This is a genomic window from Stenotrophomonas sp. CFBP8980 (assembly GCF_034046095.1).
Taxonomy (GTDB): domain Bacteria; phylum Pseudomonadota; class Gammaproteobacteria; order Xanthomonadales; family Xanthomonadaceae; genus Stenotrophomonas; species Stenotrophomonas lacuserhaii.
Genome location: NZ_JAXCXF010000001.1, coordinates 455,558 through 478,860 on the forward strand (window position 1 = coordinate 455,558; position 23,303 = coordinate 478,860).

The window sequence follows — 23,303 nt, forward strand, 5'->3', positions numbered from 1 at the left end:
CCGGCGGGGCCCCTGCCGGCAGGTTGGCGGCCCGTGACAGCAACGTATTCAGCCGTTGCTGCAGAGCACCAGAATACGCCCGTGAGGATGGGGATGGGACCCTTCGGAAGCGGTTCCACGCGCCGGGATGCGGGTTTGTGCGTTCCACGAGGTCCCTGTGACGACCAACGGTCGTCACCCACCGAAGCCAGCGACAACGGTCGTCACCCACCGAAGCCGGCGGCCCACGGTCCTCACCCGCCGCACCGGCGATCCGCGGTCGGCCTGCTACGCTTTCTCTTTTCAGCCGGTCCCGCCCCATGTCCGTCGACAACAACCAACGTGATCTCGAAGCCGGCATCCTGACCGACCTGCAGGACCGGCTGACCTATGGCGGCTACCTGCGGCTGGACCAGTTGCTCGCCGCGCAGCAGCCGCTTTCCAGCCCGCCGCACCACGACGAGATGCTGTTCATCATCCAGCACCAGACCTCCGAGCTGTGGCTCAAGCTGCTGGCGCACGAGCTGGGCGCGGCGATCGGCTTCCTGCAGCGTGACCAGGTCTGGCAGTGCCAGAAGGTGCTGGCGCGCAGCAAGCTGGTGCTGCGCCAGCTGACCGAGCAATGGTCGGTGCTGGAGACGTTGACCCCGTCCGAATACATGGGTTTCCGCGATGTGCTGGGCCCTTCCTCGGGCTTCCAGTCGCTGCAGTACCGCTACATCGAGTTCCTGCTGGGCAACAAGAACGCGCAGATGCTCAAGGTGTTCGAGCACGATGAGGCAGGCCAGCAGCGGCTGCGCCAGGCACTCCAGGCGCCGAGCCTGTACGAGGAATTCCTGCAGTACCTGTCGCGCTTCGGCCACGACATCCCGGCGCAGTACCTGGACCGCGACTGGTCGCAGCCGCACGTGGCCGACGATGCGCTGCACCCGGTGTTCGAGCGCATCTACCAGGACACCGACCGCTACTGGCGCGAGTACGCCCTGTGCGAGGACCTGGTTGATCTGGAGACCGCCTTCCAGCTGTGGCGATTCCGACACATGCGCACGGTGATGCGGGTGATCGGCTTCAAGCGCGGCACCGGCGGCTCGTCCGGGGTGGGCTTCCTGGCCAAGGCGCTGGAGCTGACCTTCTTCCCCGAACTGTTCCAGGTGCGGACCACGCTGGAAGGTTGAGTGGCCGATGTCCCCCATTCAGATTGTTGCAGATGCAAGTTCCGCGACCGGGCGGTCACCTGCTGCGATCAGTGTGTATTTGACGTGAACGCCAGAAGTCGGTGATCCTCGCGCGTTAGCTCGGCACAGCGGACGTGCCTGTCATCCACCGAACCAGGAATCCCGCATGAGCCTGAACGCCACTGCGAATACCCCCGAACCGGCCGTGCCGGAATTCAAGACCACATTGGGCCACCCACGTCCGCTGTGGATGTTGTTCATGACCGAGTTCTGGGAACGTTTTGCGTTCTACGGCATCCGCTGGGCACTGGTGCTGTACATCGTGTCGCAGTTCTTCAACGGCGATGCCGGCGGTGAAGCCGCGGCCAGCCGCACCTACGGCGCCTATCTGGCGCTGGTGTACGCAGCAGCCATCTTCGGCGGCTACATCGCCGACCGCGTGCTGGGCTACCAGCGCTCGATCCTCACCGGCGCGGTGATCATGGCGGCGGGCCTGTTCATGATCTCCCTGCCCAACCACCAGGTGTTCGAACTGGGCCTGGCCACGATCATCGTGGGCAACGGCCTGTTCAAGCCGAACATCTCGACCATGGTCGGCAAGTTGTACGGCCTGAACGATCCGCGTCGCGACTCCGGTTTCACCATCTTCTACATGGGTATCAACATCGGCGCGATGATCGCCCCGGTGCTGACCGAATACCTCGCACGCAAGGTGTTCGGCACCAGCGCCATGCCGTCCTACAAGGTGGTGTTCATCGCCTCCGGCGTGGGCATGCTGATCAGCCTGGTGTGGTTCTACATCGGCCGCAAGGGCCTGAACGGCATCGGCGCACCGCCGGTCGGCGCCGAAGGCTACGGCCGCATCGTGATGGTCGCGGTGGGGTCGCTGGTGGCCATTCCGGTGGCGTTCTTCCTACTCTCCACCGGCGCCACCGCGCTGGCCTGGATCCTGCTGGTGCTGTTCATCGCGCTGGCCGTCCTGCTGCTGGTGGAAGGCATCCGCAACGGCAAGGTCGCGCGCGACCGCGTGATCGCCATGCTGATCATCTTCGCCTTCAACGTGATGTTCTGGATGTTCTTCGAACAGGCCGGCAGCTCGTTCACCTTCCTCGCCGACAACATCGTCAACCGCAACCTCGGCGGCTGGGAATTCCCGACCGCCTGGTTCCAGTCGGTGAACTCGGTGGCCATCATCACCCTGGCCCCGATCATCGCGTGGATCTGGGTGGCGATGGGCCGTGCCAACCCGTCCATTCCGCGCAAGTTCGGCCTGGGCCTGCTGTTCAACGGCGCGGCCTTCGCCCTGCTGATGTTCGCGTTGTCGCAGCTGGTCGTGGACGGCAAGATCCCGTTCTGGACGCTGTTCATGGTCTACGTGATCCAGTCCATCGGTGAGCTGTGCCTGTCGCCGATCGGCCTGTCAATGGTCACCAAGCTGGCCCCGGTCCGCCTGGTCGGCTTCGGCATGGGTGGCTGGTTCCTGTCCACCGGCATCGGCAACAACCTGTCGGGCATCTTCGCCGGGGTGGTCAGCGGTGAAGGCGGCATGACCGTGGAATCGGCGCTGAAAGGGTATACCTTCGGCTTCTGGGCGTTGATCGGTTCGGGTGTGATCCTGTTCCTGCTGGCGCCGCTGATCAACAAGCTGATGCACGGCGTCAAGTAAGAGGAAGAGCGAATGCGCAAGACCGCAGGTTGGATGTCCATGGGGGTTCTGGCCGCTGCACTGGCAGCGTGCTCGCAACCCGGTCCCGATACCGCCAAGGCGCCTGCGCAACCGCTTGATACGCGTCCCACCGAGGCACCGGCCGCTGATCCCAGCGTGCCGGTGGCCTCCGGCAATACCCCGGCGGCCGCGGACATCGCGGCCATCGCGGCACTCAACGCCTCGTTCGATCCGGCCCGCGACCCAGCCGCAGACTTGGAAACGGCCAAAGTGGAGGCGCAGCGTGGCAACAAGCGCATCATCCTGGACGTGGGCGGTGAGTGGTGCCCGTGGTGCCACATCCTGGACAAATTCGTCGAAGGCGATGCCGAAGTGCGCCGCCTGCGCGATGCGAACTACGTGTGGATGAAGGTCAACTACAGCGAAGACAACGAGAACAAGGCGTTCCTGTCGCAGTTCCCGGAAGTGAAGGGCTACCCGCACCTGTTCGTGCTGGATGCCGAGGGGGGATTGCTGCATTCGCAGTTCACCGGTGAGCTGGAACAGGGCAAGTCCTACGACCGCGCGAAGTTCCTCGCCTTCATGAAGGAATGGGCGCCGCGCTGAGGCGCGATGCCGGGAGGCGGCGCTCAATTCCGCCGCGCTGCGGCCGCTAACGCCAAGGTACCGACGCCACGCTGACCGTGGCGCACGACCTGGAGCGTCCAATGCACAGCGAGCTGATCGACCGTCCCCCTGCCGACACCGTGGCACTGCCCGCGGTGGATGTGCTGATGGACGATGGCGCTGCGGTGGCTGCGGTGGCTGCGGTGGCGATACCGCCCGGCACGCACAAGCTGCCCGTGGTGGCGCTGCCGGACAACCCCGCGTTGGCGGCTGCGGTGCAGAAGCTGGTCGAACAGAAAGAACGCCTGGACCTGCTCGCCCGTGACCCGAAGCTGGCCGGCCTGCTGCCGCCGGAATGGCTGGGGCAGGGGGGGCGGGCGGTGGATGTGGCGGCCTTCGTGCAGGGCGTCCTGCCGTTCCTGCAGGTCGCCGAACGGGGCGAAACCGCACCGATGCGCCTGCCGCTGCGGCATGTGCTGGGCGACAGCGGGCGCTGGTCGGTGGCCGATGTCGCCGAGCCGCAGTCGCTGGCCTGGTTGCTGGCCAGCGATGATCGCGCAACGGTCGGCAGCCGCGATCATGCCGACGCCTTGCTGATCGGCGCGCTGGGGCTGGCGTGGATGCAGGAAGGACGCAGCCGTCCGGGCTTCCTGCGCGCGATGGGCGTGGATACGCTGGCCGCGCGCACCACCATGCTCGGCTATCCGCCGCCCGAAGAACTGGCCCTGTACGAAGTGACCGCGCATGGCCAGCGCGAGGTGTGGTGCGTACACGGACGGCGGCGCCTGCGACCGCTGCCGGCGCCCTGGCTGAGCGTGCCGCTGCTGGTCGCCTACGGAGTGAAGCCGCCGCAGCCGTGGCCGTCCAGCTATCCCGCCATAGAGGCGGTGGCGCGCGAGCTGGCCACCGCACGGCAGGGCCGCGCGCTGCCGGAGATCAGCCTGCCGATGGTGGTGCGGAAGATCGCGGAGGACGCCAACGGGGACATCTGGCAGCCGGTCAGCCTGCTGCAGCTGGGCACCTGGGTGCCGCGATGGCCGTTCTTCCTGGCCATCTTCGTCGGCTTGCCCTCGCTGCTGCTGGTCACCGCGGCCCTGGCGCTGCCGGGGGCGATCGAAGCGGCCACGGTGGCGGCCTCGCTGGGCTTCGCCGCCGGTGCCATCGGCGCGCTGGCCGCGCCCTGGGTCTACGCCCGCCGCAAGCACCTGAGCTGAGGGTCGGCTCTACCGGGCGTCCAGGAGAAGCCGACTGAAGTCGGCTCTACGGGGCGCTCCCTTGGTTATTCGGCCATCCGCTGCAGGCCTTCACCGGCCAGGCGCAGGATCAGCTTTTCCAGCAGCTGTTCTTCGTCTTCGCTGAGCACGGACATCAGCTTGCGGGTGGTCTCGATGACCAGCGGGGCGATGGTCTCGTACACCTCGAAGCCGGCCGCCGACAGCGCCAGCACCGAGCGGCGGCGGTCATCGCCATGGGTTTCCCGCTTGATGAAACCGCGTTCGAGCAGGCGCGCCACCGCGCGGCTGACCGCGACCTTGTCCATCGCCGTGCGTTCGGACACTTCGCTGGCCGACGAGCCCGGGTACAACGCCAGGATGGTGATCACCCGCCACTCCGGAATCGCCAGGCCGTAGCGGTCGCCGTACAGTTTGGCGATGTTGCCACTGACCCGGTTGGAGAGCACGCTCAGCCGGTAGGGCAGGAACTGTTCCAGGTCGAGCAGGACGTGCGAGGCACGCACGCTGGTGGAAGCGGGATCGGGTGGGCTCATGCTGCGGTGCACCTTGCTGGTGGTTTCAGGTGTAACTATAAAGGGGATGTACTAGCCCTGCATTGTCGCGGGTCCCTCTGTCGCCCGCACCTGGTTTGATGCGGAAAAGATTCGGAGCCTTATGCCATGAATACCACCGTCCAGACCGCCTCGCATCCCAATCCGGGCATGCAGGTGACCACGTTTGAAAACCCGATGGGCATCGACGGCTTCGAGTTCGTCGAATTCGCCGCCCCTGCCGGGCGCGGCCAGGAGCTGCATGCCTACTTCCGCAGCATGGGCTTTACCGCCGTGCTGAAGCACAGCACCCGCCCGATCACCGTATATCGGCAGGGTGGCGTCAACTTCCTGGTCAACGAAGACCCGGATTCGTTCGCCGCCGACTTCGCTGAAAAGCACGGGCCGTGCGCCTGTGGGTTCGCCATCCGCTTTCAGAAGCCCGGTGCCGAGGTCTACCAGACCGCGCTGGGCAATGGGGCCGAGCCGGTCGACTTCAAGCCGGACTCCAAGGCGGTGGATGCGCCAGTGATCAAGGGCATCGGCGACTGCATGCTGTACCTGGTGGACCGCTACGGCGACGCCGGCAGCATCTACGGCGATGACTACGAAGCCATCGAGGGCGCAGACCAGGCACCGAAGGGCTTCGGTCTGACCTTCATCGACCACCTGACCCACAACCTGTACTTCGGCAACATGCAGCAGTGGTCGGACTACTACGAGCGGCTGTTCAACTTCCGCGAGATCCGCTACTTCGACATCAAGGGCCTGAAGACCGGCCTGGTGTCCAAGGCGATGACCGCCCCGGACGGCATCGTGCGCATCCCGCTCAATGAATCGTCCGATCCGAAGAGCCAGATCAACGAATACCTGGACGCCTACAAGGGCGAAGGCATCCAGCACATCGCCTGCTTCACCGAGAACATCTACGAGACCGTGGAAGCCATGCGCGAGCAGGGCGTGCAGTTCCTCGACACGCCGGAAACCTACTTCGACGTGATCGACCAGCGCGTTCCGGGGCATGGCGAGGACGTGGCGCGGCTGGCCCGTAACAAGATCCTGATCGATGCCGATCCGGAAACCCACCAGCGCAAGCTGCTGCAGATCTTCACCCTGAACTGCATCGGTCCGATTTTCTTCGAGATCATCCAGCGCAAGGGCAACGAGGGCTTCGGCGAAGGCAACTTCACCGCGCTGTTCGAGAGCATCGAGCGCGACCAGATGCGCCGCGGCGTACTGTAAGCGGTAGATCGCTCGGGTAAGGTAGGTGCCGGCCACGCGCCGGCACATGACGGGATGCCAGACATGACCAGCACCATCGAAGCACGCGGCTACCAGACCGGGTTCGGCAACGAGTTCGCCAGCGAGGCGCGGGCCGGTGCGCTGCCGATCGGGCAGAACGCGCCCCAGACCGTGGCCCACGGGCTGTATGCCGAGCAGTTGTCCGGGACCGCGTTCACCGCCCCGCGTGGCAGCAACCGCCGCAGCTGGCTGTATCGGATCCGCCCGGCGGTAACCCATGGCGAGTTCACCGCGTTCGCGCAGGATCGCCTGCAGGGCAGCTTCCACGGGTTGCCGGCGGCGCCGAACCAGCTGCGCTGGAGCCCGCTGCCGCTGCCCGAGGCACCGACTGATTTCGTCGAAGGCCTGTACACGATGGGCGGCAACGGCGGCCCGGATGCGCATGCCGGCGTGGCCATCCACCTGTACGCCGCCAACCGTGACATGCAGGGGCGTTACTTCTACAACGCCGATGGCGAGCTGCTGATCGTCCCGCAGCTGGGACGCCTGCGCCTGCTCACCGAAATGGGCGTGGTCGAGATCGAGCCGCAGCAGATCGCGGTGATCCCGCGCGGCGTGCGTTTCCGCGTGGAGCTGCCGGACGGGCAGGCGCGCGGGTATGTCTGCGAGAACTTCGGTGCGTTGCTGAAGCTGCCCGACCTGGGGCCGATCGGCTCCAATGGCCTGGCCAATCCGCGCGATTTCGAAACCCCGCATGCGGCGTTCGAAGACCTCGACGGCGAGTTCGAACTGGTGGCGAAATTCGACGGCCAGTTGTGGAGCGCGCGCATCGACCATTCGCCGCTGGACGTGGTGGCCTGGCACGGCAACTACGCGCCGTACCGCTACGACCTGCGCCGTTTCAACACGATCGGTTCGATCAGCTTCGACCACCCGGACCCGTCGATCTTCCTGGTGCTGCATTCGCCGAGCGATACCGCCGGCACCAGCAACATGGATTTCGCGATCTTCCCGCCGCGTTGGCTGGTGGCCCAGCACACGTTCCGGCCGCCATGGTTCCACCGCAACATCGCCAGCGAGTTCATGGGCCTGGTGCACGGTGCCTACGATGCGAAGGCCGAAGGTTTCGTGCCCGGCGGCGCGTCGCTGCACAACTGCATGAGTGGCCACGGCCCGGATGCGCCGACCTTCGACAAGGCATCGGCGGCCGACCTGTCCCGGCCGGACGTGATCAAGGACACCATGGCTTTCATGTTCGAAACGCGCGGGGTGATCCGCCCGACCGCGCAGGCCCTGTCGGCCGCCCATCGCCAGGGCGACTACCAGCAATGCTGGAACGGCCTGCGCAACAACTTCCGCTGACAAAAAGGGGACGGAGGGAGTTAAGTCGTTTCCGGCACCGCCGGAAGTGACTTAACTCCCTCCGTCCCCTTTTTGAACGTGCTGAGGTGTTCATGCGGGATGACTTCCAGCAGCCGGGCGTGGACGCGTTCTGCGTAGCCGGCCGAGGTCAGGCCGGTGAGGGCGTCGAGGGCGCCCTGCATGGCGTCCACCACGTCGCCTTCCTGGCGGGCCTGCTGCAGTTCGCGGAACACCGCGGCCGCCTGCGGATGACGCTGCATTTCCAGGATGCCCAGCAGGTAGATGCGGGCGGCGGCCATCGAACGCCGACGCTCAGTGGATGGCGCGGTCGGGGCAGCTGCCGCCGAGGGCGCCGCCATCGGTGAGGCCGGGCGGGCAGGCGACATCGGCGTGGGAGCTGGCGTTTCCAGCACGTCCGGTGTGGTCACCAGATAGCCGGCCTGGACCAGCTGGATCACCATCGCCGGGGCATCCGCACCGATCATCGTGGTCAGCGCGACGAGGTCGCGTTGGCCATCGCAGAGGATCAGCAGGCGGCGCTGGCGCATGTCCAGCGGGGCGCGGTGGGCCTGCAGCGCGGTTCGGGCTTGGTCGGTCTTGCGCGGGAGCATGGGCGGCTGCAGAGAAGGCGGTGCAGGCCGAGCCTGAATGCCTGCCGTGAAACCATGATGACAATGCGGCGCGTGCACATCCGGCGCGGTAGCGTTCGCGCACAGCCTTCCAGGAGATGTCCAATGAAAGCCTTCCCCGTAGCCGGTCTGCTGGCCCTGTCCCTTGCTGCCTGCAGCCAGGGCCCGGAAGCGAGCCCGGAGGTGACCTCTCCGATGAACGAAGCAGCCACCAACCCTGCCAAGGACGCCGACCTCGCCGCCGATCCCGACCTGAACAACGCCTCGCCGATCGATCCGCGGCGTGACAGCCCGGCGCGCCTGGACGGCTTCGGTGCGGTGGACCTGGGAGCGAGCCTGGACGATGTCCGCGGTCGATTCGGTGCGCCGCTGCAGGGCGACGTACCGAACGATGAATGCCACTACATCCGCCCGCAGAAGGAGTCGGCCGAAGGCCCGTTCCTGATGATCGAAGGCAACCGGCTGGTGCGCTACGACGTGCGCGGTCCGGGCATCGTCGCCCCCGGCGGCGGTCGCGTGGGGATGAGCCTGGGCGAGCTGCAGCAGCTGTATCCCGAACGCGCCGACCTGGGCCCGGACAAGTACGATCCGCAGGCCCAGCATCTGCGCGTGCGTCCGGAGCAGGAAGGGCACGGCATCATCGATTTCGCGCTTGGCGCCGATGGCAAGGTCAGCGCGTGGCGGGTGGGCCTGCCGCCGCAGGTGGACTATGTGGAAGGGTGTGGTTGAGGGGTGAGGGGTGAGGTGGCCCTGTGACGACCAACGGTCGTCACCCACCAGAAGCGGGGCCTCACCCACCAGGGGCGGGGCGTCAGCCACCGGGACACGGGGATCCACCGTAGAATCGCCGTGACTCCCGCTCAAGGACTGCCTGATGATCGCCCTCGCCATCGCCTGGTTCGTGCTCGGCATCATCCTGCTGGGTCTCGGCGGCGACACCGTCGTCAAGGCCGCTTCCGGGCTGGCCCAGCGCTTCGGCGCATCGCCCTTCACCGCCGGCCTGTTGCTGCTGGGCATCGCGACGTCCGTGCCGGAGCTGGCAGTCAATGCGCGCGCGCTGGCCGTTGGCCAGCCCGAGCTTGCGCTCGGCAATGCGGTGGGCAGCACGCTGGCCAACCTGGGCTTGACCCTCGCGCTGGCCGCACTCGCCGTGCCTCTGCTGATGCGCGCGCGGGTGACCGTGGCGAGCTGGTTCGGCGTGCTGGCGGCCGCGCTGCTGCTGATCGTATTCGGTCTGGACGGACAACTGCTGCGCTGGGAAGGCGGCGTGCTGTTGGCGGCCTTCGTCCTGTTCTTCGTGCTGCTGCTGCGCCGTGGCCGGCATGAGGTGCCGCAGGTACAGGCGCTGATCGCCGACGCGGCGGTGTCACGCCCGGGACTGGCCTTGAACCTGGTGCGCATGGCGATCGCCGCATTGACGTTGTACTGGGGCGCCCGGCTGGTTGTGGGGGCCGCGGCGGACTTCGGCGCTGCGCTCGGCTGGACGCCATTGCTGGTGGGCCTGTTGCCGGTGGCGATCGGCACCGCGCTGCCTGAAGTCGCCGCTGCGGTGATGGCCGCGCGGCGCGGACAGGGCGACATGGTGGTGGGCCACGTGCTGGGTTCCAGCGTGGTCAACCTGCTGCTGGTGATCGGCGTGATGGCGCTGGTGCAGCCGCTGGCACTGCCGGCGTCGTTCGTACGGCTTGAACTGCCGGCCGTGCTGGCCTTCGCGCTGGTGCTGTACCCGATGCTGCGCGGTGACCTGCGCATCAGCCGCGCCGAAGGCGGTGTGCTGCTGGGCGCGTTCGTGGCGTGGGTGGGGTTGGAGCTGGGACTGCTGGTGGCCTGAGCGGGGCAGTGTCGAGCGTGCTCGACATCCAGGCGCCCCGGGACGCGTGGCGCTGCATCGGCGGGCGCATCGCCCGGCCGGCGGAATCAGCGCTCGCGCTCGTCCGTCTTGCTCTCGTTGGAGGTATACACATCGTCGGTCGCTTCCACGACCTTCTCGCGTACCGGCTCAGGCGGCGGCAACTGTTCTTCTTCGGCGCGCTCGTTGCCCGGCAGCGTGGGGCGCGTTTCCATCAGCAGCGACAGCGCCGCCTTGGCCATCAGGTGCGCACTGATCGGTGCGGTGATGAACAGGAAGATGGTGATCAGCAGTTCGCGCGGCTGCGGGTCCTGGCCGAGGAAGATGTGGTAAGCCACCGAGGACACCAGTACGCAGCCAACGCCCAGCGTGCTGGCCTTGGTCGGGGCGTGCAGGCGCTTGAAGAAAGTGGACAGCTTCACCAGGCCGAGCGCGCCCACCAGGATGAAGAAGCAGCCGAACAGCAGCACCACCGACAGCACGATCTGGATGGCGGTGATCATTCGACGATATCCCGGCGCAGCACGAACTTGCTCAGCACCACGGTGCTGCCAAAGCCGAGCATGGCGATGATCAGCGCGGCCTCGAAGTAGATCGCCGAATTGAGGTACATGCCGAACAGCATCAACTGCGCGATGGCGGTCACCGACAGGGTGTCCAGCGCCAGGATGCGATCAGGTACGGTGGGGCCGCGCAGCAGGCGCCAGGTCGACAGCAGCATGGCCAGCCCGACCACGTGCATGCACACCACCAGGGTGTTCTGGATGACATCGAAACCGGTCATGGGAAGATCTCCATCAGCGGGGCCTCGTAGCGGCGTTTGATTTCGGTGATCAGGTGCTGCTCGTCGTCCAGGTTCAGTACGTGGACCAGCAGGTATTTGCGGTCATCGCTCAGTGCAGCCGACACGGTGCCCGGTGTCAGTGTGATCATGCTGGTCAGCGCAGCGATGCCGTGCACATTGGCGATGTCCAGCGGAATCCAGACGAAGCCTGGATGGATCCTGCTTTCCTTGCCCAGCACCTGGCCGGCCACTTCGATGTTGGATACCAGGATGTCCCACAGGGTGGTCATCAGCAATTTCGGCACGGGCCGCAGCGTCCCGATGCGGGCGAACTCACGGTCCAGGCGCGCGGCAAACAGCGGCACGACCAGGCCCAGCAGCAGGCCCAGTGCGAGCAGGCCGACGCTGAAGCTGTCCGACATCAGCAGCCAGAACACGATGACCATGACGGTGAGCGGCAGCGAGGGAAAGATCCGGCGCAGCAGGGGGCGTTTCTGGTTCATGGGTGACGGATCTCCGGCTGTTCGCCACGCACCTGGTCCACATAACCGGAGGGCTGCAGCAGGTCACTGGCGATGGCATCGGCGTGGCGCAGCAGCGGGGCCGCGAAGACGGTCATGCCGATGCCGTACAGGAGGAGCAGGCAGGCGGCCAGCAGTTCCACCCGGCGCGTGGGCGCCTTGCGCGGCCGGGGACCATCGGGTTCGGCATGCGGCACGCGCCAGAACAGCCGGATGCCACCCCGCGCCAGCCCCATGATGACCAGCAGGCTGCTGCCCAGGACCGCCGTCCACACCGGTGCGGTCAGCTGCGGCGGCATGCCCTGCAACAGCGCGGCCTTGGCCAGGAAACCGGACAGCGGCGGCAGGCCGGCGATCGAAATGGCGGCGATCAGGAACAGCACCGCCGGTGTCTGCTTGCCCGGCATCGGCGCGATGACTTCCTTGCGGTCGCTGGCACCGCCGCGACGACGGCGGATCAGGTCGGCGATCAGGAACAGGGCGGCCGCCACGAAGGTGCTGTGCGGCAGGTAGTACAGGCCGGCTGCCAGCACCTGCTGGTTGCCGACCGAGAAGGCGATGAACAAGGTGGCGGCCGACACCACGACCAGGTACGAGATCAGCACCCGCAGGCGCACGGCGGCGAGCACGCCCAGCCCGCCCAGCACCAGCGTGGCGATACCGGCCCACAACAGCCAGTCGCGGCCATACCCGGCCATGGCACCGGCCTCATCACCGAACCACAGGCTCTGGATGCGCAGCACGGCGTACAGGCCGACCTTGGTCATGATCGCGAACAGCGCAGCCACTGCCGCCGGTGCACGCGCGTAGGATTCGGGCAGCCACAGGTACAGCGGCATCAGCGCCGCCTTCGCGCAGAAGACAAGCAGCAGCAGGCCCATGGTCGCCTTGACCAGTACCAGGTGCGAGGGCGGTACTTCGGCGATGCGCTGGGACAGTTCAGCCATGTTCAACGATCCCAGCGAGGCGTACAGCAGCCCCAGCGCGATCAGGAACAGGGTGGAGGCGGTCACGTTGAACACGACGTAATGCAGGCCGATGCGCATGCGCAGGCCACGCCCGCCGCTGAGCAGCAGGCCATACGAAGCGATCAGCATCACTTCGAAGAACACGAACAGGTTGAAGATGTCGCCGGTCAGGAACGCACCGTTCAGGCCGACCAGCTGGAACTGGAACAGTGCATGGAAATGCGGGGCCCGCCGGTCCCAGCCGGAACAGGCATGCATCAGGCAGCCGATCGCCAGCAGCACGGTGGTCAGCAGCATCCATGCTGAAAGGCGGTCGGCCACCAGCGCGATGCCCAGCCGCGCCGGCCAGTCGCCGAGCAGGTAGACCATCGCCGCGCCATCGGCAGTGCGCGCGAACAGCAGCAGCACCGAAGCGAACAGCGCGGCCATCGCCGTCCACGACACCGCGCGCTGTACGCGCGGACCGTAGCGGCGGTGTTCAACGAACAGCGACAGCGATGCGCCTAGCAGCGGGACCAGGATCGGCAGGATCACCAGATGGTTCATGCGTGGTCCTCGTCACGGCGCGGCGGAGCATCGTCGTCAGGCTCGTGCGCGTCGACGTGGTCGCTGTGGTTGTCGCTGCGGCTGCGGATGGCCAGCACGATGGTGACCGCGGTCATCGCGAAGGCGATCACGATGGCGGTGAGCACCAGCGCCTGCGGCAGTGGATCGGTGTAGTTGCCCAGGTTCGCGTCCAGGCCTTCCTTCAGCACCGGCGGCCTGCCGGCGACCAGTCGTCCGCCGGCAAAGATCAGCAGGTTGGTGGCATAGGACAGGAAGGTCATGCCCAGGATCACATCGAAGCTGCGCGCGCGCAGCAGCAGGTACACGCCGAGCATGGTCAGCACGCCGATGGCGCTTGCAATGGCCAGTTCCATCAGTGCATCTCCCCGGTCAGTGCCGAACGCTTCTGTGGATCGATCTCGCCGCGACGCGCGGTCCGTGTCCGCGACGGCTTGATCGTGCCCATCATCGACAGCATCAACATCGCCCCGCCAAACACCACCAGGTAGACGCCGGTATCGAAACCAATCGCACTGGCCAGCGGCACTTCGCCGATGATCGGCAGGTGCAGGTCCAGGTGGCCGCTGGTCAGGAACGGCACGCCGAACAGCATCGAAGCCGAGCCACTGGCCACGGCGATCAGCAGGCCGATGCCGATGCAGCGGACGTAATCGAAGCCGAAGCGCGACTCGACCGAGGCGGTGCCCTGGATGACGTACTGGATCAACAGCGGTACGGCCAGGATGAGGCCGGCGATGAAGCCGCCGCCCGGCGAGTTGTGGCCGCGCAGGAACATGAAGATCGACACGGTCAGGGTCAGTGGGAACATGATCTGCGCCAGGTCGGCCGGCACCGGCAGTTTGATCGGCGGGCCGGGCATGATCTGCTCCGGCGCCATGCGCGAACGCCGCAGCATGGCATGCACCACCAGCGCGGCGATGCCGAACACGGTGATCTCGCCGAAGGTATCGAAGCCGCGGAAGTCGACCAGGATGACATTGACCACGTTGCTGCCGTAGGCCTCCGGCAGGGAACGGGCAAGCATCTCGCCGGCCATCGTGTTCGGGGGCAGGGTCATCGCGGTGTAGGCCAGCGCGGCCAGGCCGACGCCGGCGACCAGCGCGATCGCGGCATCGCGGTATTTGCGCAGCCTGGAGCGCTCGGTCACCGACTGGGCGGGCAGGTAATTCATGCCCAGCAGCATCAGCACCAGGGTGACCATTTCCACCAGCAGCTGGGTCAGCGCCAGGTCCGGTGCGGACAGGAACACGAAGGTCATCGCCACCATCAGGCCCACCCCGCCCACCAGCAGCACCGCCAGCAGGCGCTGCTTGTACATGCGCAGGGTGGCCATGGCGCAGGCCATCATCACCGCCCACAACGCCCAGCCGAGCAGCGGCATCGGCTGCGGAGAGGGCCAGTTCGGCCACGCCGGGGCGGCCAGCCAGGGCGCTGCGGCAGCCACCACCGCCACCACCACCAGGCCGAGCAGCATGCGCTGCAGGCTGCCGTTGGCGATGGCCCCGGTCAGTTTCTGCGCCAGCGCGGAAAGCAGGTCCAGCTGCAGATGGAAGGCATCGCGGCCCGGCGTGGTGTTGCGCACCGCATACAGGTCGATCAGCCGGCGCAGGCCGAAATACAGCACCACGCCGCCCAGCACGCCGGCCGCGCTCATCGCCAGCGGCAGGTTGAAGCCATGCCAGATGGACAGGCTGTACTCGGGCATCTGCGCGCCGAGGATGGACGCCGCACCGGCATGCAGCACCGGGGCGATGGTCAGCGCCGGGGCGATACCCACGGCCACGCAGATCACCACCAGGATCTCCACCGGCACCTTCATCCAGCGTGGCGGCTCATGCGGCACGCGGTCCAGGTCATGCGGGCCCTTGCCGAAGAAGGTGTCGTGTACGAAGCGCAGGCTGTAGGCCACGCCGAAGACACCCGCCAGCAACGCGGCGATCGACATGGCCATCTGCATCAGCGCCGGACCGCCTGCATCGAGTGCCTCGGCGAACAGCATTTCCTTGGACAGGAAGCCGTTGAGCAGCGGAATGCCGGCCATCGCCAGCGAGGCGATGATCGCCAGCGCACTGGTGAACGGCATCAGCCGCCGCAGGCCGCCCAGCTTGCGCATGTCACGCGTGCCGGTTTCATGGTCGATGATGCCGGCGGCCATGAACAACGACGCCTTGAACGTGGCGTGGTTGAGGATATGGAACACACCGGCCACCACCGCCATCGGCTTGGACAGGCCGAACAGCATGGTGATCAGGCCCAGGTGGGAGATCGTGGAGTACGCCAGCAGGCCCTTCAGGTCGTGCTGGAAGATTGCGTTCCAGGCCCCGATCAGCAGGGTCAGTGCACCGATGCCGCTGACGGTGTAGAAGAACAGGTCGGTGCCGGCCAGGGCCGGGTGCAGGCGGGCCAGCAGGAACACACCGGCCTTCACCATGGTGGCCGAATGCAGATAGGCCGACACCGGCGTGGGCGCGGCCATGGCCTGTGGCAGCCAGAAGTGGAACGGGAACTGCGCGCTCTTGGTGAAGATGCCGGCCAGCACGAGGAACAGCGCATATGGGTACAGCGCGCTGGCGCGGATCTGGTCGCCGGCGGCCAGCACCACGTCCAGGTCGAAGCTGCCGACGATGCGCCCGATCAGCAGCACGCCGCCGAGCAGCGCCAGGCCGCCGCCGCCGGTGATGACCAGCGCCATGCGGGCACCTTCGCGGGCGTCCTGGCGGTGCGACCAGAAGCCGATCAACAGGAACGAACTGATGCTGGTCAGCTCCCAGAAGATCATCAGCAGCAGCAGGTTACCGGACAGCACCATGCCCAGCATGGCGCCCATGAACAGCAGCAGGTAGCAGAAGAAGCGGTGCGCGTTGTCCTGCGGGCTCAGGTAGTAATGGGCGTACAGCACCACCAATGCGCCTATGCCCAGCACCATGCCGGCGAACATCCACGCCAGGCCATCCAGGCGCAGGGTGAAATCCAGGCCGATCTGCGGCAGCCATTGGCCACTGCTGCGCAGCACCTCTCCGTCCAGTACGGCGGGGGTGAGCGTGGCGAGGATGGCCAGGCCAGCCAACGGCGCGGCCGCGGCCAACCAGGCGGCCGTGCGGCGGGAACTTCGGGAGAATGCGGCAACCGCCACGGCCAGGATGAAGGGCAGGGCGAGCAGCAGGATCAGGCTTGGGATCATGCAGGGAATACGCGATTCACGAGCAGGTCATGCAGTCTAACAGGCCGACATTTGCTGCCGATACCCACGAATAGGCCACCAATTGCACCGAACGTGTGCTGATTCATTTTTTTGCCCTGTCGATGCCGGGCCGGAAGGGGTTGACCTCACCGGCGCAACCACTTTGCCGGATCTGTCGCGAATGGCGCGTGCAGCTCCAAGGTGCCCGTACGGCAGGGGCTGCAAAGGGATGGTGCGGTGTGTTGTGGGCCCCGATGGCGCGTGGATGGGGATCTCGCGTCGCCACGACGGGCGTCGAAAACGGCTCGTCCGCTCGTTCAGGGAAAAGAGGTCAGTAACGCCAATCGAGGCGGCGATAGACCTTGGCCAGCACCCAGGCCGGGCCGATCAGCAGGTAGGTGAGGTCGGTCAGGAAGCTGGGCTTGCGGCCTTCGAGCTTGTGGCCGAGGAACTGCGCGATCCACGCCAGCACGAACACCGCGCCGGCCAGGCGGGCCAGGTTGCCCAACCCTATTTCCGCTTCCAGCAGGCGGCAGGTGCAGCCGATCACGAACAGCACGGCCAGCATGCCCAGCCCCAACGGGCGCGACAGGCGGTTGTAGAAGCACCACGCGCCGAACATCGCCAGGCCCGCCCAGATGCCGTTCTGGAACCAGGTGATCAGCGGCGGCAGGCACCACAGCAGGGCCACCACCGACCACAGGATGGCCGGCACCGCGACCACGTGGATGCGCTGGTTGGTGAGGTTGCGGTGGTCGTCGGAATAGCTGGCGAAGTAGCGGTCTACGGGGCGGGCAAGCGAGGTGCTGGACATGGTGCCTCCGATCGTGCCGGCACGTGGCCGGCGAGCTTTCCAGAGGAGGGCGGGCAGCGCCCGCCGCCGCCTCAATCGACGCTGATGCCGGCCAGTCGCTGCAGGGCTTCGGCGTACTTGGCACGCGTGCGCTCGATCACTTCTGCCGGAATGGACGGGCCCGGTGCGGTCTTGCCCCAGTCCAGCGTCTCCAGGTAATCGCGCACGAACTGCTTGTCGTAGCTCGGCGGGCTGGTGCCCACTTCGTACTCGTCGGCCGGCCAGTAGCGCGAAGAATCCGGGGTCAGCATCTCGTCCATGATGTACAGGCGGCCGTCTTCATCGGTGCCGAACTCGAACTTGGTGTCGGCCAGGATGATGCCGCGCTCACGCGCGTAATCGGCGGCGAAGGCATAGATGCGCAGGGTCGCATCGCGCACGCGCTCGGCCAGGTCCACGCCGACCGCCTTGACCATCGCATCGAAATCGATGTTCTCGTCGTGGTCGCCGACGGCGGCCTTGGTGGACGGGGTGAAGATCGGCTCGGGCAGCTTTTCGGCCTGGCGCAGGCCGTCGGGCAGTTCAATGCCGCTGACCTTGCCGGTGCGCTGGTAATCCTTCCAGCCGCTGCCGATCAGGTAACCGCGGGCGATCGCTTCCACCGGCACCGGCTTCAGCTTCCGGGTAACCACCGCGCGCTTGGCGTACAGCGCCGCGTCCACGCCGTCGGGCAGCACGCTGGCCACGTCGATGCCGGTCAGGTGGTTGGGCATCAGGTGCGCGGTCTTGGCGAACCAGAAGTTGGACACCTGGCAGAGCATTTCGCCCTTGCCGGGGATCGGGTCGGGCAGCACCACGTCGAAGGCCGACAGGCGATCGGTGGCTACCATCAGCAGGTAGTCCCCCGGCGGCGTGCCTTCGGGCAGGCGCTCGCGCGGAATATCGAAAACGTCACGCACCTTGCCGCGATGGCGCAAGGGCAGGCCGGGAAGATCGGATTGCAACAACGTGGTCGGCACGGGCACTCCTGGGGGCTTCGTCGATACGAGCTGCCCAGGGACCCGGAGGGCCCGCCGGCCAGCGGGCGGCCTAGTGTAAAGCCGTCCGGGGCGGCTGTGACGTAAAATGGAAAGCCAATTGGCCAAATCTGCCCGGAGCGCCATGCGCTGGTACGGAAAACTGCTGGGTTTCATCGCCGGGGCCCTGCTGTTCCGGCCCAATCCCTTGTTTGGCGCGGTGCTGGGCCTGCTGATCGGCCATGCGTTCGACGCCGACTGGTTCCGCCTGAACAAGGAAAACCCCTACCGTGAGCTGGGACTGACCTCGTCGGCGACCGAGTCGGAAATCGACCTGGCCTACCGCCGCCTGATGTCGCAATACCATCCTGACAAGCTGGTCGGCGCCGCGCCGGAACTGCTCAAGCAGGCCGAGGCCAAGAGCCGCCGCGTGAATGCCGCCTACGACCGCATCAAGACCCTGCGCAAGCGCTGAGTCCTGCCCCTCTTTCTTCCTGCTTCGAAGGCCTGGCCATGTCCAACTGCATCATCGCCCCGTCCATCCTGTCGGCCAACTTCGCCCGTCTCGGCGAAGAAGTCGACAACGTTCTCGCTGCCGGCGCGGACTGGGTCCATTTCGATGTGATGGACAACCATTACGTGCCCAACCTGACCATCGGCCCGCTGGTCTGCCAGGCGCTGCGCAAGCACGGCGTCACCGCGCCGATCGACGTGCACCTGATGGTGGAGCCGGTGGACCGGATCATCCCGGATTTCGCCGAGGCCGGTGCCACCTATATCAGCTTCCATCCGGAGGCCAGCCGCCACCCCCACCGCACCATCCAGCTGATCCGCTCGCTGGGCTGCAAGCCGGGCCTGGTGCTCAACCCCGGCACGCCGGTGGACATCCTGGACTGGGTGCTGGACGACCTGGACCTGGTGCTGCTGATGTCGGTGAACCCGGGCTTCGGTGGGCAGGCCTTCATTCCGTCCGCGCTGGACAAACTGCGCGTGGTGCGGCAGAAGATCGATGCCAGTGGCAAGGACATCCGCCTGGAGATCGACGGCGGGGTGAAGGCCGAGAACATCGGGGCGATCGCCGCGGCCGGCGCCGATGCCTTCGTGGCCGGCTCGGCGATCTTCAACGCCCCGGATTACCAGCAGGTGATCAGCGCGATGCGCGCCAACGTCGCCGCGGCGCGATGAGATAAAAGGGGACGGAGGGAATTAAACTCGTTTAATTCCCTCCGTCCCCTTTTTCTGCCCATGAACATCCGTCCGGCCACCGTCGCCGATGCAGGACTGATCCTGCGCTTCATCCGCGAACTGGCGATCTACGAGAAGGCCGAATCATCGGTGCAGACCGACGAAGCGGGGATCGCCGCCAGCCTGTTCGGGCCCGATGCCAGTGCCCAGGCGCTGGTCTGCGAAGCCGACGGCGAAGCGATCGGCTATGCGGTCTATTTCCATAACTATTCCACGTGGCTGGGCCGCAAGGGCATCTACCTGGAAGACCTGTACATCAGCCCGGAAAAGCGGGGATCCGGCGCCGGCAAGGCGTTGCTGAAGCACATCGCGCGGCAGGCGGTGGCCGAGGGTTGCGGGCGTTTCGAATGGTCGGTGCTGGACTGGAACCAGCCTGCGATCGATTTCTACGTCGCCGCCGGCGCGCGGCCACAGGACGAATGGACGGTGTACCGGCTGGAAGGCGATGCATTGCGCGCCTTCGCCGCCGCCTGAAAAAAAGACCACGCCGCTGCCGGCGTGGCCCTGCTGGAATAGTGGGAGGCTGATCCTGCCTCCATCCGTCTTCCCTGCTATGGCCTCCCATGTTCCGGGCTGTCGGTGACACGCTGATGACATTCACCAGCAAAGAACGCACGGCTGCTAGCCTGTGCCGCCCCCACCCCCGGAACCCCCCATGAGCCTTTCGCGCTGGCGCTTGATCCTGAACGGAAAATCCGCCGGGGACGTCGATGTGCGCGAGGCGGTCACGGCTTGGCGCGAACGCGGGATTAACCTTGAAGTGCGGGTCACCTGGGAGGCGGGCGATGCCGAGCGCTACGTGGCCGAAGCCATCGACAACGGGGTGGAGGTGATCATCGCCGGCGGCGGGGATGGCACCCTGAGCGCGGTGGCGGAAACGCTGGCGCACCGCGATGAGCCCGCCGATGCGCTGCCTTCCCTGGCGCTCTTGCCGCTGGGCACCGCCAATGATTTCGCCACCGCGGCGGGCTTCCCTGAGACCCCCGCCGATGTGCTGGCGCTGATCACCGCACAGGACCCGCGCGCGATCGACCTGCTGCGCATCGAAGCCGATGGCAAGGTCTGGTGGTGCGCCAATGTCGCCAGCGGTGGCTTCGGCACGCAGGTGACGGTGGAAACCGATGAGGGCCTGAAGAAGGTGCTGGGCGGCCTGGCCTATGTGCTGACCGGCATCTCCAAGCTGGGCCGCATCGAGCCGATCCTGGCGCGCGTGCACGGCCCCGGCTTCGACTGGGAAGGCGGCTTCATCGCGCTGGGCATCGGCAACGGCCGCCAGGCCGGTGGTGGCCAGGCGCTGTGCCCGCAGGCGGTCATCGATGATGGCCAGCTGGACGTCACCATCATTCCGGAACTGACCGGCGAAGTCGGCGCGATGCTGGGCCAACTGGTGACCGGCGGCAAAGAGGCGGCGCTGGAGCATGTCGCAACCCGCACCCGTTTGACCCGGGTGGAGATCCGCGCCGAAAAGCCGCTGACCCTCAACCTGGACGGTGAGCCCGTGGAAGCACGGCATTTCCGCATCGAATGCGTGCCGCGCCGCGTGCGCATGCATCTGCCTGCGGATTGCCCGCTGCTGTCCCGGTCGACAAGCCGATAGGTCTGGCATACTGGATTTGACCCGCGCAGCACGTCCCTGCGGTCAGCTTCATAACTCACTCACAAGGAGTACATGCCGTGAAATCAGCTGTCATCTCATTGGCTTCGATCACCCTGTTGGTTGCATTGACCGGTTGCAGCACGATCGCCGCGAAGACGAACGTTTTGGATGACGACAAGATCAAATCGCAGTCGGCCGGCGCCCTGGGCTACGAGCCGTCGCAGTTGACCCTTGTCAGCCGTCGCACCGAAGGCACTAACACCTACGCCAATCTGAAGGCATCGGACGGCAAGGAGTTCGTCTGCATCATCAATGGGGGCAACCTGCTCTCGATGGGCATGACCAATCCACCCGCCTGCAATAAGAAGGGTGAGCCGATCAAGGCCAGCCCGTTCCAGCGCTGATCAACGCACCTCGATCGGCGTAGTGGCGGCGCCGTCCCGGAAAGGGCGGCGCTGCCATGGCGCAATCTGTAGCGCGGATTGCGGCAGGTTGAGGGGGTCGCCGCCCCAAAGCAGCGGGAACAGGAGCAGCAGGGCACGCGAACGGTAGCGCCGAGCCGTGCTCGGCGAGCACAGCGGCAGGGCCCATGACGGCCAGTGTCGTCACCCACCCGAGCAGAGGCTGACGGCCAGCGGCCGTCACTACCAGCGAGCCGCCCTGCGCATGGTCCAGGCCCCGGGGGAGGGGCAGTCACGCGCGCGGCGGACGGCTTCCGCCTGGGGCGGCCCATGCGGTACAGTGACCGGGTGTCCATCCTGACGACCCCGCGATCCGTTTCTTCCGCACGCCGTAACTGGCGATGGTGGCCCGTAGCCGTCGTCCGCCCAGAAAACGCCGTATCCCGGAAGGAAAGTCGTGTTGAACACCCCCGCCCAGTTCCAGCAGCAGGCCGCTGAAGGCCACACCCGCATCCCCGTCGTCCGTGAAGTGCTGTCCGACCTGGACACGCCGCTCTCGGTCTACCTGAAGCTGGCCGACGGCCCGCACACCTATCTGTTCGAATCGGTCGAAGGCGGCGAGCGCTTCGGGCGCTATTCCATCATCGGCCTGCCGGCGCGCCGCGTGTACACCTTCCGCGGCCGCACCCTGACCATCGCCGAACACGGCCAGGTCGTGGAAACCCGGGAAGTGGCCGACCCCTTCGCCGAAGTCGAGGCGCTGCGCAGCGCGCATTCGGTGCCCAAGCTGGACGGGTTGCCCGGCTTCACCGGCGGGCTGGTCGGCTGGTTCGGCTTCGAATGCATCGGCTACATCGAACCCCGCCTGGCGCCGCCGGCCGGGCGCGATGAACTGGGCACGCCGGACATCCTGCTGATGCATTCCGAAGAGCTGGCGGTGTTCGACAACCTCAAGGGACGGCTGTACCTGATCGTGCATGCCGACCCGCGCCAGCCCGGTGCCTGGGACGAGGCGCAGGCGCGGCTGGACGCGCTGGCCGGCAAGCTGCGTGCGCCCGGCGCCGGCTATCCCGCGCCGCTGCACAGCGACGTACTGGACGAGGGTGACTTCATCTCCGGCTTCACCCGCGAGGGTTTCATCGACGCGGTGGAACGCAGCAAGGATTACATCCGCTCCGGCGACATCTTCCAGGTGGTGCTGAGCCAGCGCCTGAGCGTGCCGTTCAAGGCGCGGCCGGTGGATGTCTACCGCGCGCTGCGGGCGCTCAATCCTTCGCCATACATGTATTTCCTGGATGTCGGTGACATGCAGGTGGTGGGCTCGTCGCCGGAGATCCTGGTGCGCCTGCAGCACGACGCCGACGGCGTGGGTCATGTCACCGTGCGGCCGATCGCCGGCACGCGGCCGCGTGGCGCCACGGTGGAAGAGGACAACGCACTGGAAGCCGAACTGCTGGCTGATCCGAAGGAGCGGGCCGAACACCTGATGCTGATCGACCTGGGCCGCAACGATGCCGGCCGCGTTTCCAGCGCTGGCACGGTGGAGGTCGGCGAGCAGTTCGTGATCGAGCGCTACAGCCATGTGATGCACATCGTCAGCGAGGTGACCGGGCAACTGCAGCCGGGCCTGAGCTATGCCGACGTGCTGCGCGCCACGTTCCCGGCCGGCACGGTCAGTGGCGCGCCGAAGATCCGCGCGCTGGAAGTGATCCGCGAACTGGAGCCGATCAAGCGCAACGTGTATGCCGGCAGCATCGGCTACATCGGCTGGCATGGCGATGCGGACACCGCCATTGCGATCCGCACTGCGGTGATCAAGGACGGCCGCCTGCACGTACAGGCCGGCGCCGGCATCGTCTACGACTCGGACCCGCAGAAGGAATGGGACGAGACGATGAACAAGGGCCGCGCGCTGTTCCGCGCGGTCGCCCAGGCGGCCAAGGGCCTGTAACGCGCT

Annotated in this window: 24 protein-coding genes; 14 read left to right on the plus strand and 10 right to left on the minus strand. The window is 66.6% G+C overall.

All coding sequences use genetic code 11. The annotated features are described in order from the left end of the window. Positions 1-299: 299 nt before the first annotated feature. The 4 genes from SOM47_RS02165 (at position 300) to SOM47_RS02180 (ending at position 4,640) form a co-directional block, all read left to right on the plus strand. The gene (locus SOM47_RS02165) at positions 300-1,154 is read left to right on the plus strand and encodes a tryptophan 2,3-dioxygenase (RefSeq protein ID WP_320504632.1); all 855 of its coding nucleotides are present in this window, start codon (positions 300-302) and stop codon (positions 1,152-1,154) included. A gap of 166 nt (positions 1,155-1,320) precedes the next feature. After that, positions 1,321-2,820 (plus strand): peptide MFS transporter, encoded by a 1,500-nt coding sequence (locus tag SOM47_RS02170; protein WP_320504633.1) that lies wholly within the window; start codon positions 1,321-1,323, stop codon positions 2,818-2,820. Between the two features lie 12 nt (positions 2,821-2,832). Next, complete coding sequence (locus SOM47_RS02175; RefSeq protein ID WP_042615241.1) at positions 2,833-3,426, plus strand: thioredoxin family protein; 594 nt, start codon at positions 2,833-2,835, stop codon at positions 3,424-3,426. A gap of 101 nt (positions 3,427-3,527) precedes the next feature. Continuing rightward, positions 3,528-4,640, plus strand: a complete 1,113-nt coding sequence (locus tag SOM47_RS02180; RefSeq protein ID WP_320504634.1) for a hypothetical protein — start codon at positions 3,528-3,530, stop codon at positions 4,638-4,640. 65 nt (positions 4,641-4,705) lie between these two features. Here SOM47_RS02180 and SOM47_RS02185 read toward each other — a convergent pair whose 3' ends face one another. Continuing rightward, positions 4,706-5,194 carry a MarR family winged helix-turn-helix transcriptional regulator gene (locus SOM47_RS02185; protein WP_042614260.1) on the minus strand — a complete coding sequence of 163 codons (489 nt, stop codon included), beginning with the start codon at positions 5,192-5,194 and terminating at the stop codon, positions 4,706-4,708. Positions 5,195-5,320: 126 nt separating this feature from the next. Here SOM47_RS02185 and hppD point away from each other — a divergent pair, with 126 nt between their 5' ends. Together hppD and hmgA are read left to right on the plus strand one after the other, a co-directional pair. Beyond that, positions 5,321-6,433, plus strand: a complete 1,113-nt coding sequence (hppD, locus tag SOM47_RS02190; protein WP_042614261.1) for a 4-hydroxyphenylpyruvate dioxygenase — start codon at positions 5,321-5,323, stop codon at positions 6,431-6,433. Between the two features lie 63 nt (positions 6,434-6,496). Continuing rightward, positions 6,497-7,795: a homogentisate 1,2-dioxygenase gene (gene hmgA / locus SOM47_RS02195; RefSeq protein ID WP_320504635.1), complete on the plus strand. Its 1,299-nt coding sequence runs from the start codon at positions 6,497-6,499 to the stop codon at positions 7,793-7,795. 20 nt (positions 7,796-7,815) lie between these two features. Here hmgA and SOM47_RS02200 read toward each other — a convergent pair whose 3' ends face one another. Continuing rightward, positions 7,816-8,406 (minus strand): hypothetical protein, encoded by a 591-nt coding sequence (locus SOM47_RS02200; RefSeq protein ID WP_320504636.1) that lies wholly within the window; start codon positions 8,404-8,406, stop codon positions 7,816-7,818. A 123-nt stretch (positions 8,407-8,529) separates the two neighbouring features. On the opposite strand from SOM47_RS02200, the gene SOM47_RS02205 reads away from it, so the two are divergent. Both SOM47_RS02205 and SOM47_RS02210 read left to right on the plus strand, forming a co-directional pair. Further along, the gene (locus SOM47_RS02205) at positions 8,530-9,153 is read left to right on the plus strand and encodes a hypothetical protein (RefSeq protein ID WP_192085202.1); all 624 of its coding nucleotides are present in this window, start codon (positions 8,530-8,532) and stop codon (positions 9,151-9,153) included. 145 nt (positions 9,154-9,298) lie between these two features. Then, the gene (locus SOM47_RS02210; RefSeq protein ID WP_042614264.1) at positions 9,299-10,255 is read left to right on the plus strand and encodes a sodium:calcium antiporter; all 957 of its coding nucleotides are present in this window, start codon (positions 9,299-9,301) and stop codon (positions 10,253-10,255) included. A gap of 86 nt (positions 10,256-10,341) precedes the next feature. Here SOM47_RS02210 and SOM47_RS02215 read toward each other — a convergent pair whose 3' ends face one another. From SOM47_RS02215 to SOM47_RS02250, 8 genes are all read right to left on the minus strand, one after another. Continuing rightward, positions 10,342-10,776, minus strand: coding sequence for a Na+/H+ antiporter subunit G (locus SOM47_RS02215; RefSeq protein WP_042614265.1), 435 nt, complete (start codon positions 10,774-10,776; stop codon positions 10,342-10,344). Next, entirely contained in the window at positions 10,773-11,057 is a 285-nt protein-coding gene (locus SOM47_RS02220; RefSeq protein ID WP_042614266.1) for a K+/H+ antiporter subunit F, read from the minus strand. The genes SOM47_RS02215 and SOM47_RS02220 overlap by 4 nt, the downstream gene beginning before the upstream one ends. Further along, a complete protein-coding gene (locus tag SOM47_RS02225) occupies positions 11,054-11,560 on the minus strand; it encodes a Na+/H+ antiporter subunit E (RefSeq protein WP_042614267.1) in 507 nt (168 codons plus the stop codon). Before SOM47_RS02225 ends, SOM47_RS02220 begins: the two co-directional genes overlap by 4 nt. Beyond that, a complete protein-coding gene (locus SOM47_RS02230; protein WP_320504637.1) occupies positions 11,557-13,092 on the minus strand; it encodes a monovalent cation/H+ antiporter subunit D in 1,536 nt (511 codons plus the stop codon). Before SOM47_RS02230 ends, SOM47_RS02225 begins: the two co-directional genes overlap by 4 nt. Next, positions 13,089-13,466 carry a Na+/H+ antiporter subunit C gene (locus tag SOM47_RS02235; protein WP_042614269.1) on the minus strand — a complete coding sequence of 126 codons (378 nt, stop codon included), beginning with the start codon at positions 13,464-13,466 and terminating at the stop codon, positions 13,089-13,091. Before SOM47_RS02235 ends, SOM47_RS02230 begins: the two co-directional genes overlap by 4 nt. Beyond that, entirely contained in the window at positions 13,466-16,294 is a 2,829-nt protein-coding gene (locus SOM47_RS02240; RefSeq protein WP_320504638.1) for a monovalent cation/H+ antiporter subunit A, read from the minus strand. The genes SOM47_RS02235 and SOM47_RS02240 overlap by 1 nt, the downstream gene beginning before the upstream one ends. A gap of 331 nt (positions 16,295-16,625) precedes the next feature. Beyond that, positions 16,626-17,108, minus strand: coding sequence for an Mpo1 family 2-hydroxy fatty acid dioxygenase (locus tag SOM47_RS02245; RefSeq protein ID WP_320504639.1), 483 nt, complete (start codon positions 17,106-17,108; stop codon positions 16,626-16,628). A 71-nt stretch (positions 17,109-17,179) separates the two neighbouring features. Further along, entirely contained in the window at positions 17,180-18,106 is a 927-nt protein-coding gene (locus SOM47_RS02250) for a phosphoribosylaminoimidazolesuccinocarboxamide synthase (RefSeq protein WP_042614272.1), read from the minus strand. Positions 18,107-18,248: 142 nt separating this feature from the next. Between SOM47_RS02250 and SOM47_RS02255 the strand changes: the two genes are divergently transcribed. The 6 genes from SOM47_RS02255 to trpE all read left to right on the plus strand — a co-directional run bounded on the left by SOM47_RS02255 (position 18,249) and on the right by trpE (position 23,297). Beyond that, positions 18,249-18,578, plus strand: a complete 330-nt coding sequence (locus SOM47_RS02255; RefSeq protein ID WP_042614273.1) for a J domain-containing protein — start codon at positions 18,249-18,251, stop codon at positions 18,576-18,578. A gap of 38 nt (positions 18,579-18,616) precedes the next feature. Further along, on the plus strand, positions 18,617-19,288 hold the full coding sequence (gene rpe, locus SOM47_RS02260; RefSeq protein WP_042614274.1) for a ribulose-phosphate 3-epimerase: 672 nt from the start codon (positions 18,617-18,619) through the stop codon (positions 19,286-19,288). 60 nt (positions 19,289-19,348) lie between these two features. Next, positions 19,349-19,822, plus strand: a complete 474-nt coding sequence (locus tag SOM47_RS02265; RefSeq protein WP_042614275.1) for a GNAT family N-acetyltransferase — start codon at positions 19,349-19,351, stop codon at positions 19,820-19,822. Between the two features lie 181 nt (positions 19,823-20,003). Beyond that, positions 20,004-20,945, plus strand: coding sequence for a lipid kinase YegS (gene yegS / locus SOM47_RS02270; RefSeq protein ID WP_320504640.1), 942 nt, complete (start codon positions 20,004-20,006; stop codon positions 20,943-20,945). A gap of 77 nt (positions 20,946-21,022) precedes the next feature. After that, positions 21,023-21,349 (plus strand): hypothetical protein, encoded by a 327-nt coding sequence (locus SOM47_RS02275; RefSeq protein WP_042614277.1) that lies wholly within the window; start codon positions 21,023-21,025, stop codon positions 21,347-21,349. 457 nt (positions 21,350-21,806) lie between these two features. Further along, positions 21,807-23,297 carry an anthranilate synthase component I gene (gene trpE / locus SOM47_RS02280; protein ID WP_320504641.1) on the plus strand — a complete coding sequence of 497 codons (1,491 nt, stop codon included), beginning with the start codon at positions 21,807-21,809 and terminating at the stop codon, positions 23,295-23,297. The last annotated feature ends 6 nt before the right edge of the window (positions 23,298-23,303 follow it).

Bases quoted from the DNA above. Each gene is read 5' to 3' on its own strand.
- SOM47_RS02225 (WP_042614267.1), bottom strand. From the start codon at position 11,560: ATGAACCAGAAACGCCCCCTGCTGCGCCGGATCTTTCCCTCGCTGCCG.
- hmgA (WP_320504635.1), top strand. From the start codon at position 6,497: ATGACCAGCACCATCGAAGCACGCGGCTACCAGACCGGGTTCGGCAAC.
- SOM47_RS02245 (WP_320504639.1), bottom strand. From the start codon at position 17,108: ATGTCCAGCACCTCGCTTGCCCGCCCCGTAGACCGCTACTTCGCCAGC.
- yegS (WP_320504640.1), top strand. From the start codon at position 20,004: ATGAGCCTTTCGCGCTGGCGCTTGATCCTGAACGGAAAATCCGCCGGG.
- SOM47_RS02210 (WP_042614264.1), top strand. From the start codon at position 9,299: ATGATCGCCCTCGCCATCGCCTGGTTCGTGCTCGGCATCATCCTGCTG.
- SOM47_RS02185 (WP_042614260.1), bottom strand. From the start codon at position 5,194: ATGAGCCCACCCGATCCCGCTTCCACCAGCGTGCGTGCCTCGCACGTC.
- SOM47_RS02215 (WP_042614265.1), bottom strand. From the start codon at position 10,776: ATGATCACCGCCATCCAGATCGTGCTGTCGGTGGTGCTGCTGTTCGGC.
- hppD (WP_042614261.1), top strand. From the start codon at position 5,321: ATGAATACCACCGTCCAGACCGCCTCGCATCCCAATCCGGGCATGCAG.
- SOM47_RS02205 (WP_192085202.1), top strand. From the start codon at position 8,530: ATGAAAGCCTTCCCCGTAGCCGGTCTGCTGGCCCTGTCCCTTGCTGCC.
- SOM47_RS02170 (WP_320504633.1), top strand. From the start codon at position 1,321: ATGAGCCTGAACGCCACTGCGAATACCCCCGAACCGGCCGTGCCGGAA.
- SOM47_RS02180 (WP_320504634.1), top strand. From the start codon at position 3,528: ATGCACAGCGAGCTGATCGACCGTCCCCCTGCCGACACCGTGGCACTG.
- SOM47_RS02265 (WP_042614275.1), top strand. From the start codon at position 19,349: ATGAACATCCGTCCGGCCACCGTCGCCGATGCAGGACTGATCCTGCGC.
- rpe (WP_042614274.1), top strand. From the start codon at position 18,617: ATGTCCAACTGCATCATCGCCCCGTCCATCCTGTCGGCCAACTTCGCC.
- SOM47_RS02165 (WP_320504632.1), top strand. From the start codon at position 300: ATGTCCGTCGACAACAACCAACGTGATCTCGAAGCCGGCATCCTGACC.
- SOM47_RS02230 (WP_320504637.1), bottom strand. From the start codon at position 13,092: ATGAACCATCTGGTGATCCTGCCGATCCTGGTCCCGCTGCTAGGCGCA.
- SOM47_RS02220 (WP_042614266.1), bottom strand. From the start codon at position 11,057: ATGACCGGTTTCGATGTCATCCAGAACACCCTGGTGGTGTGCATGCAC.
- SOM47_RS02200 (WP_320504636.1), bottom strand. From the start codon at position 8,406: ATGCTCCCGCGCAAGACCGACCAAGCCCGAACCGCGCTGCAGGCCCAC.
- SOM47_RS02255 (WP_042614273.1), top strand. From the start codon at position 18,249: ATGCGCTGGTACGGAAAACTGCTGGGTTTCATCGCCGGGGCCCTGCTG.
- SOM47_RS02175 (WP_042615241.1), top strand. From the start codon at position 2,833: ATGCGCAAGACCGCAGGTTGGATGTCCATGGGGGTTCTGGCCGCTGCA.
- SOM47_RS02240 (WP_320504638.1), bottom strand. From the start codon at position 16,294: ATGATCCCAAGCCTGATCCTGCTGCTCGCCCTGCCCTTCATCCTGGCC.
- SOM47_RS02235 (WP_042614269.1), bottom strand. From the start codon at position 13,466: ATGGAACTGGCCATTGCAAGCGCCATCGGCGTGCTGACCATGCTCGGC.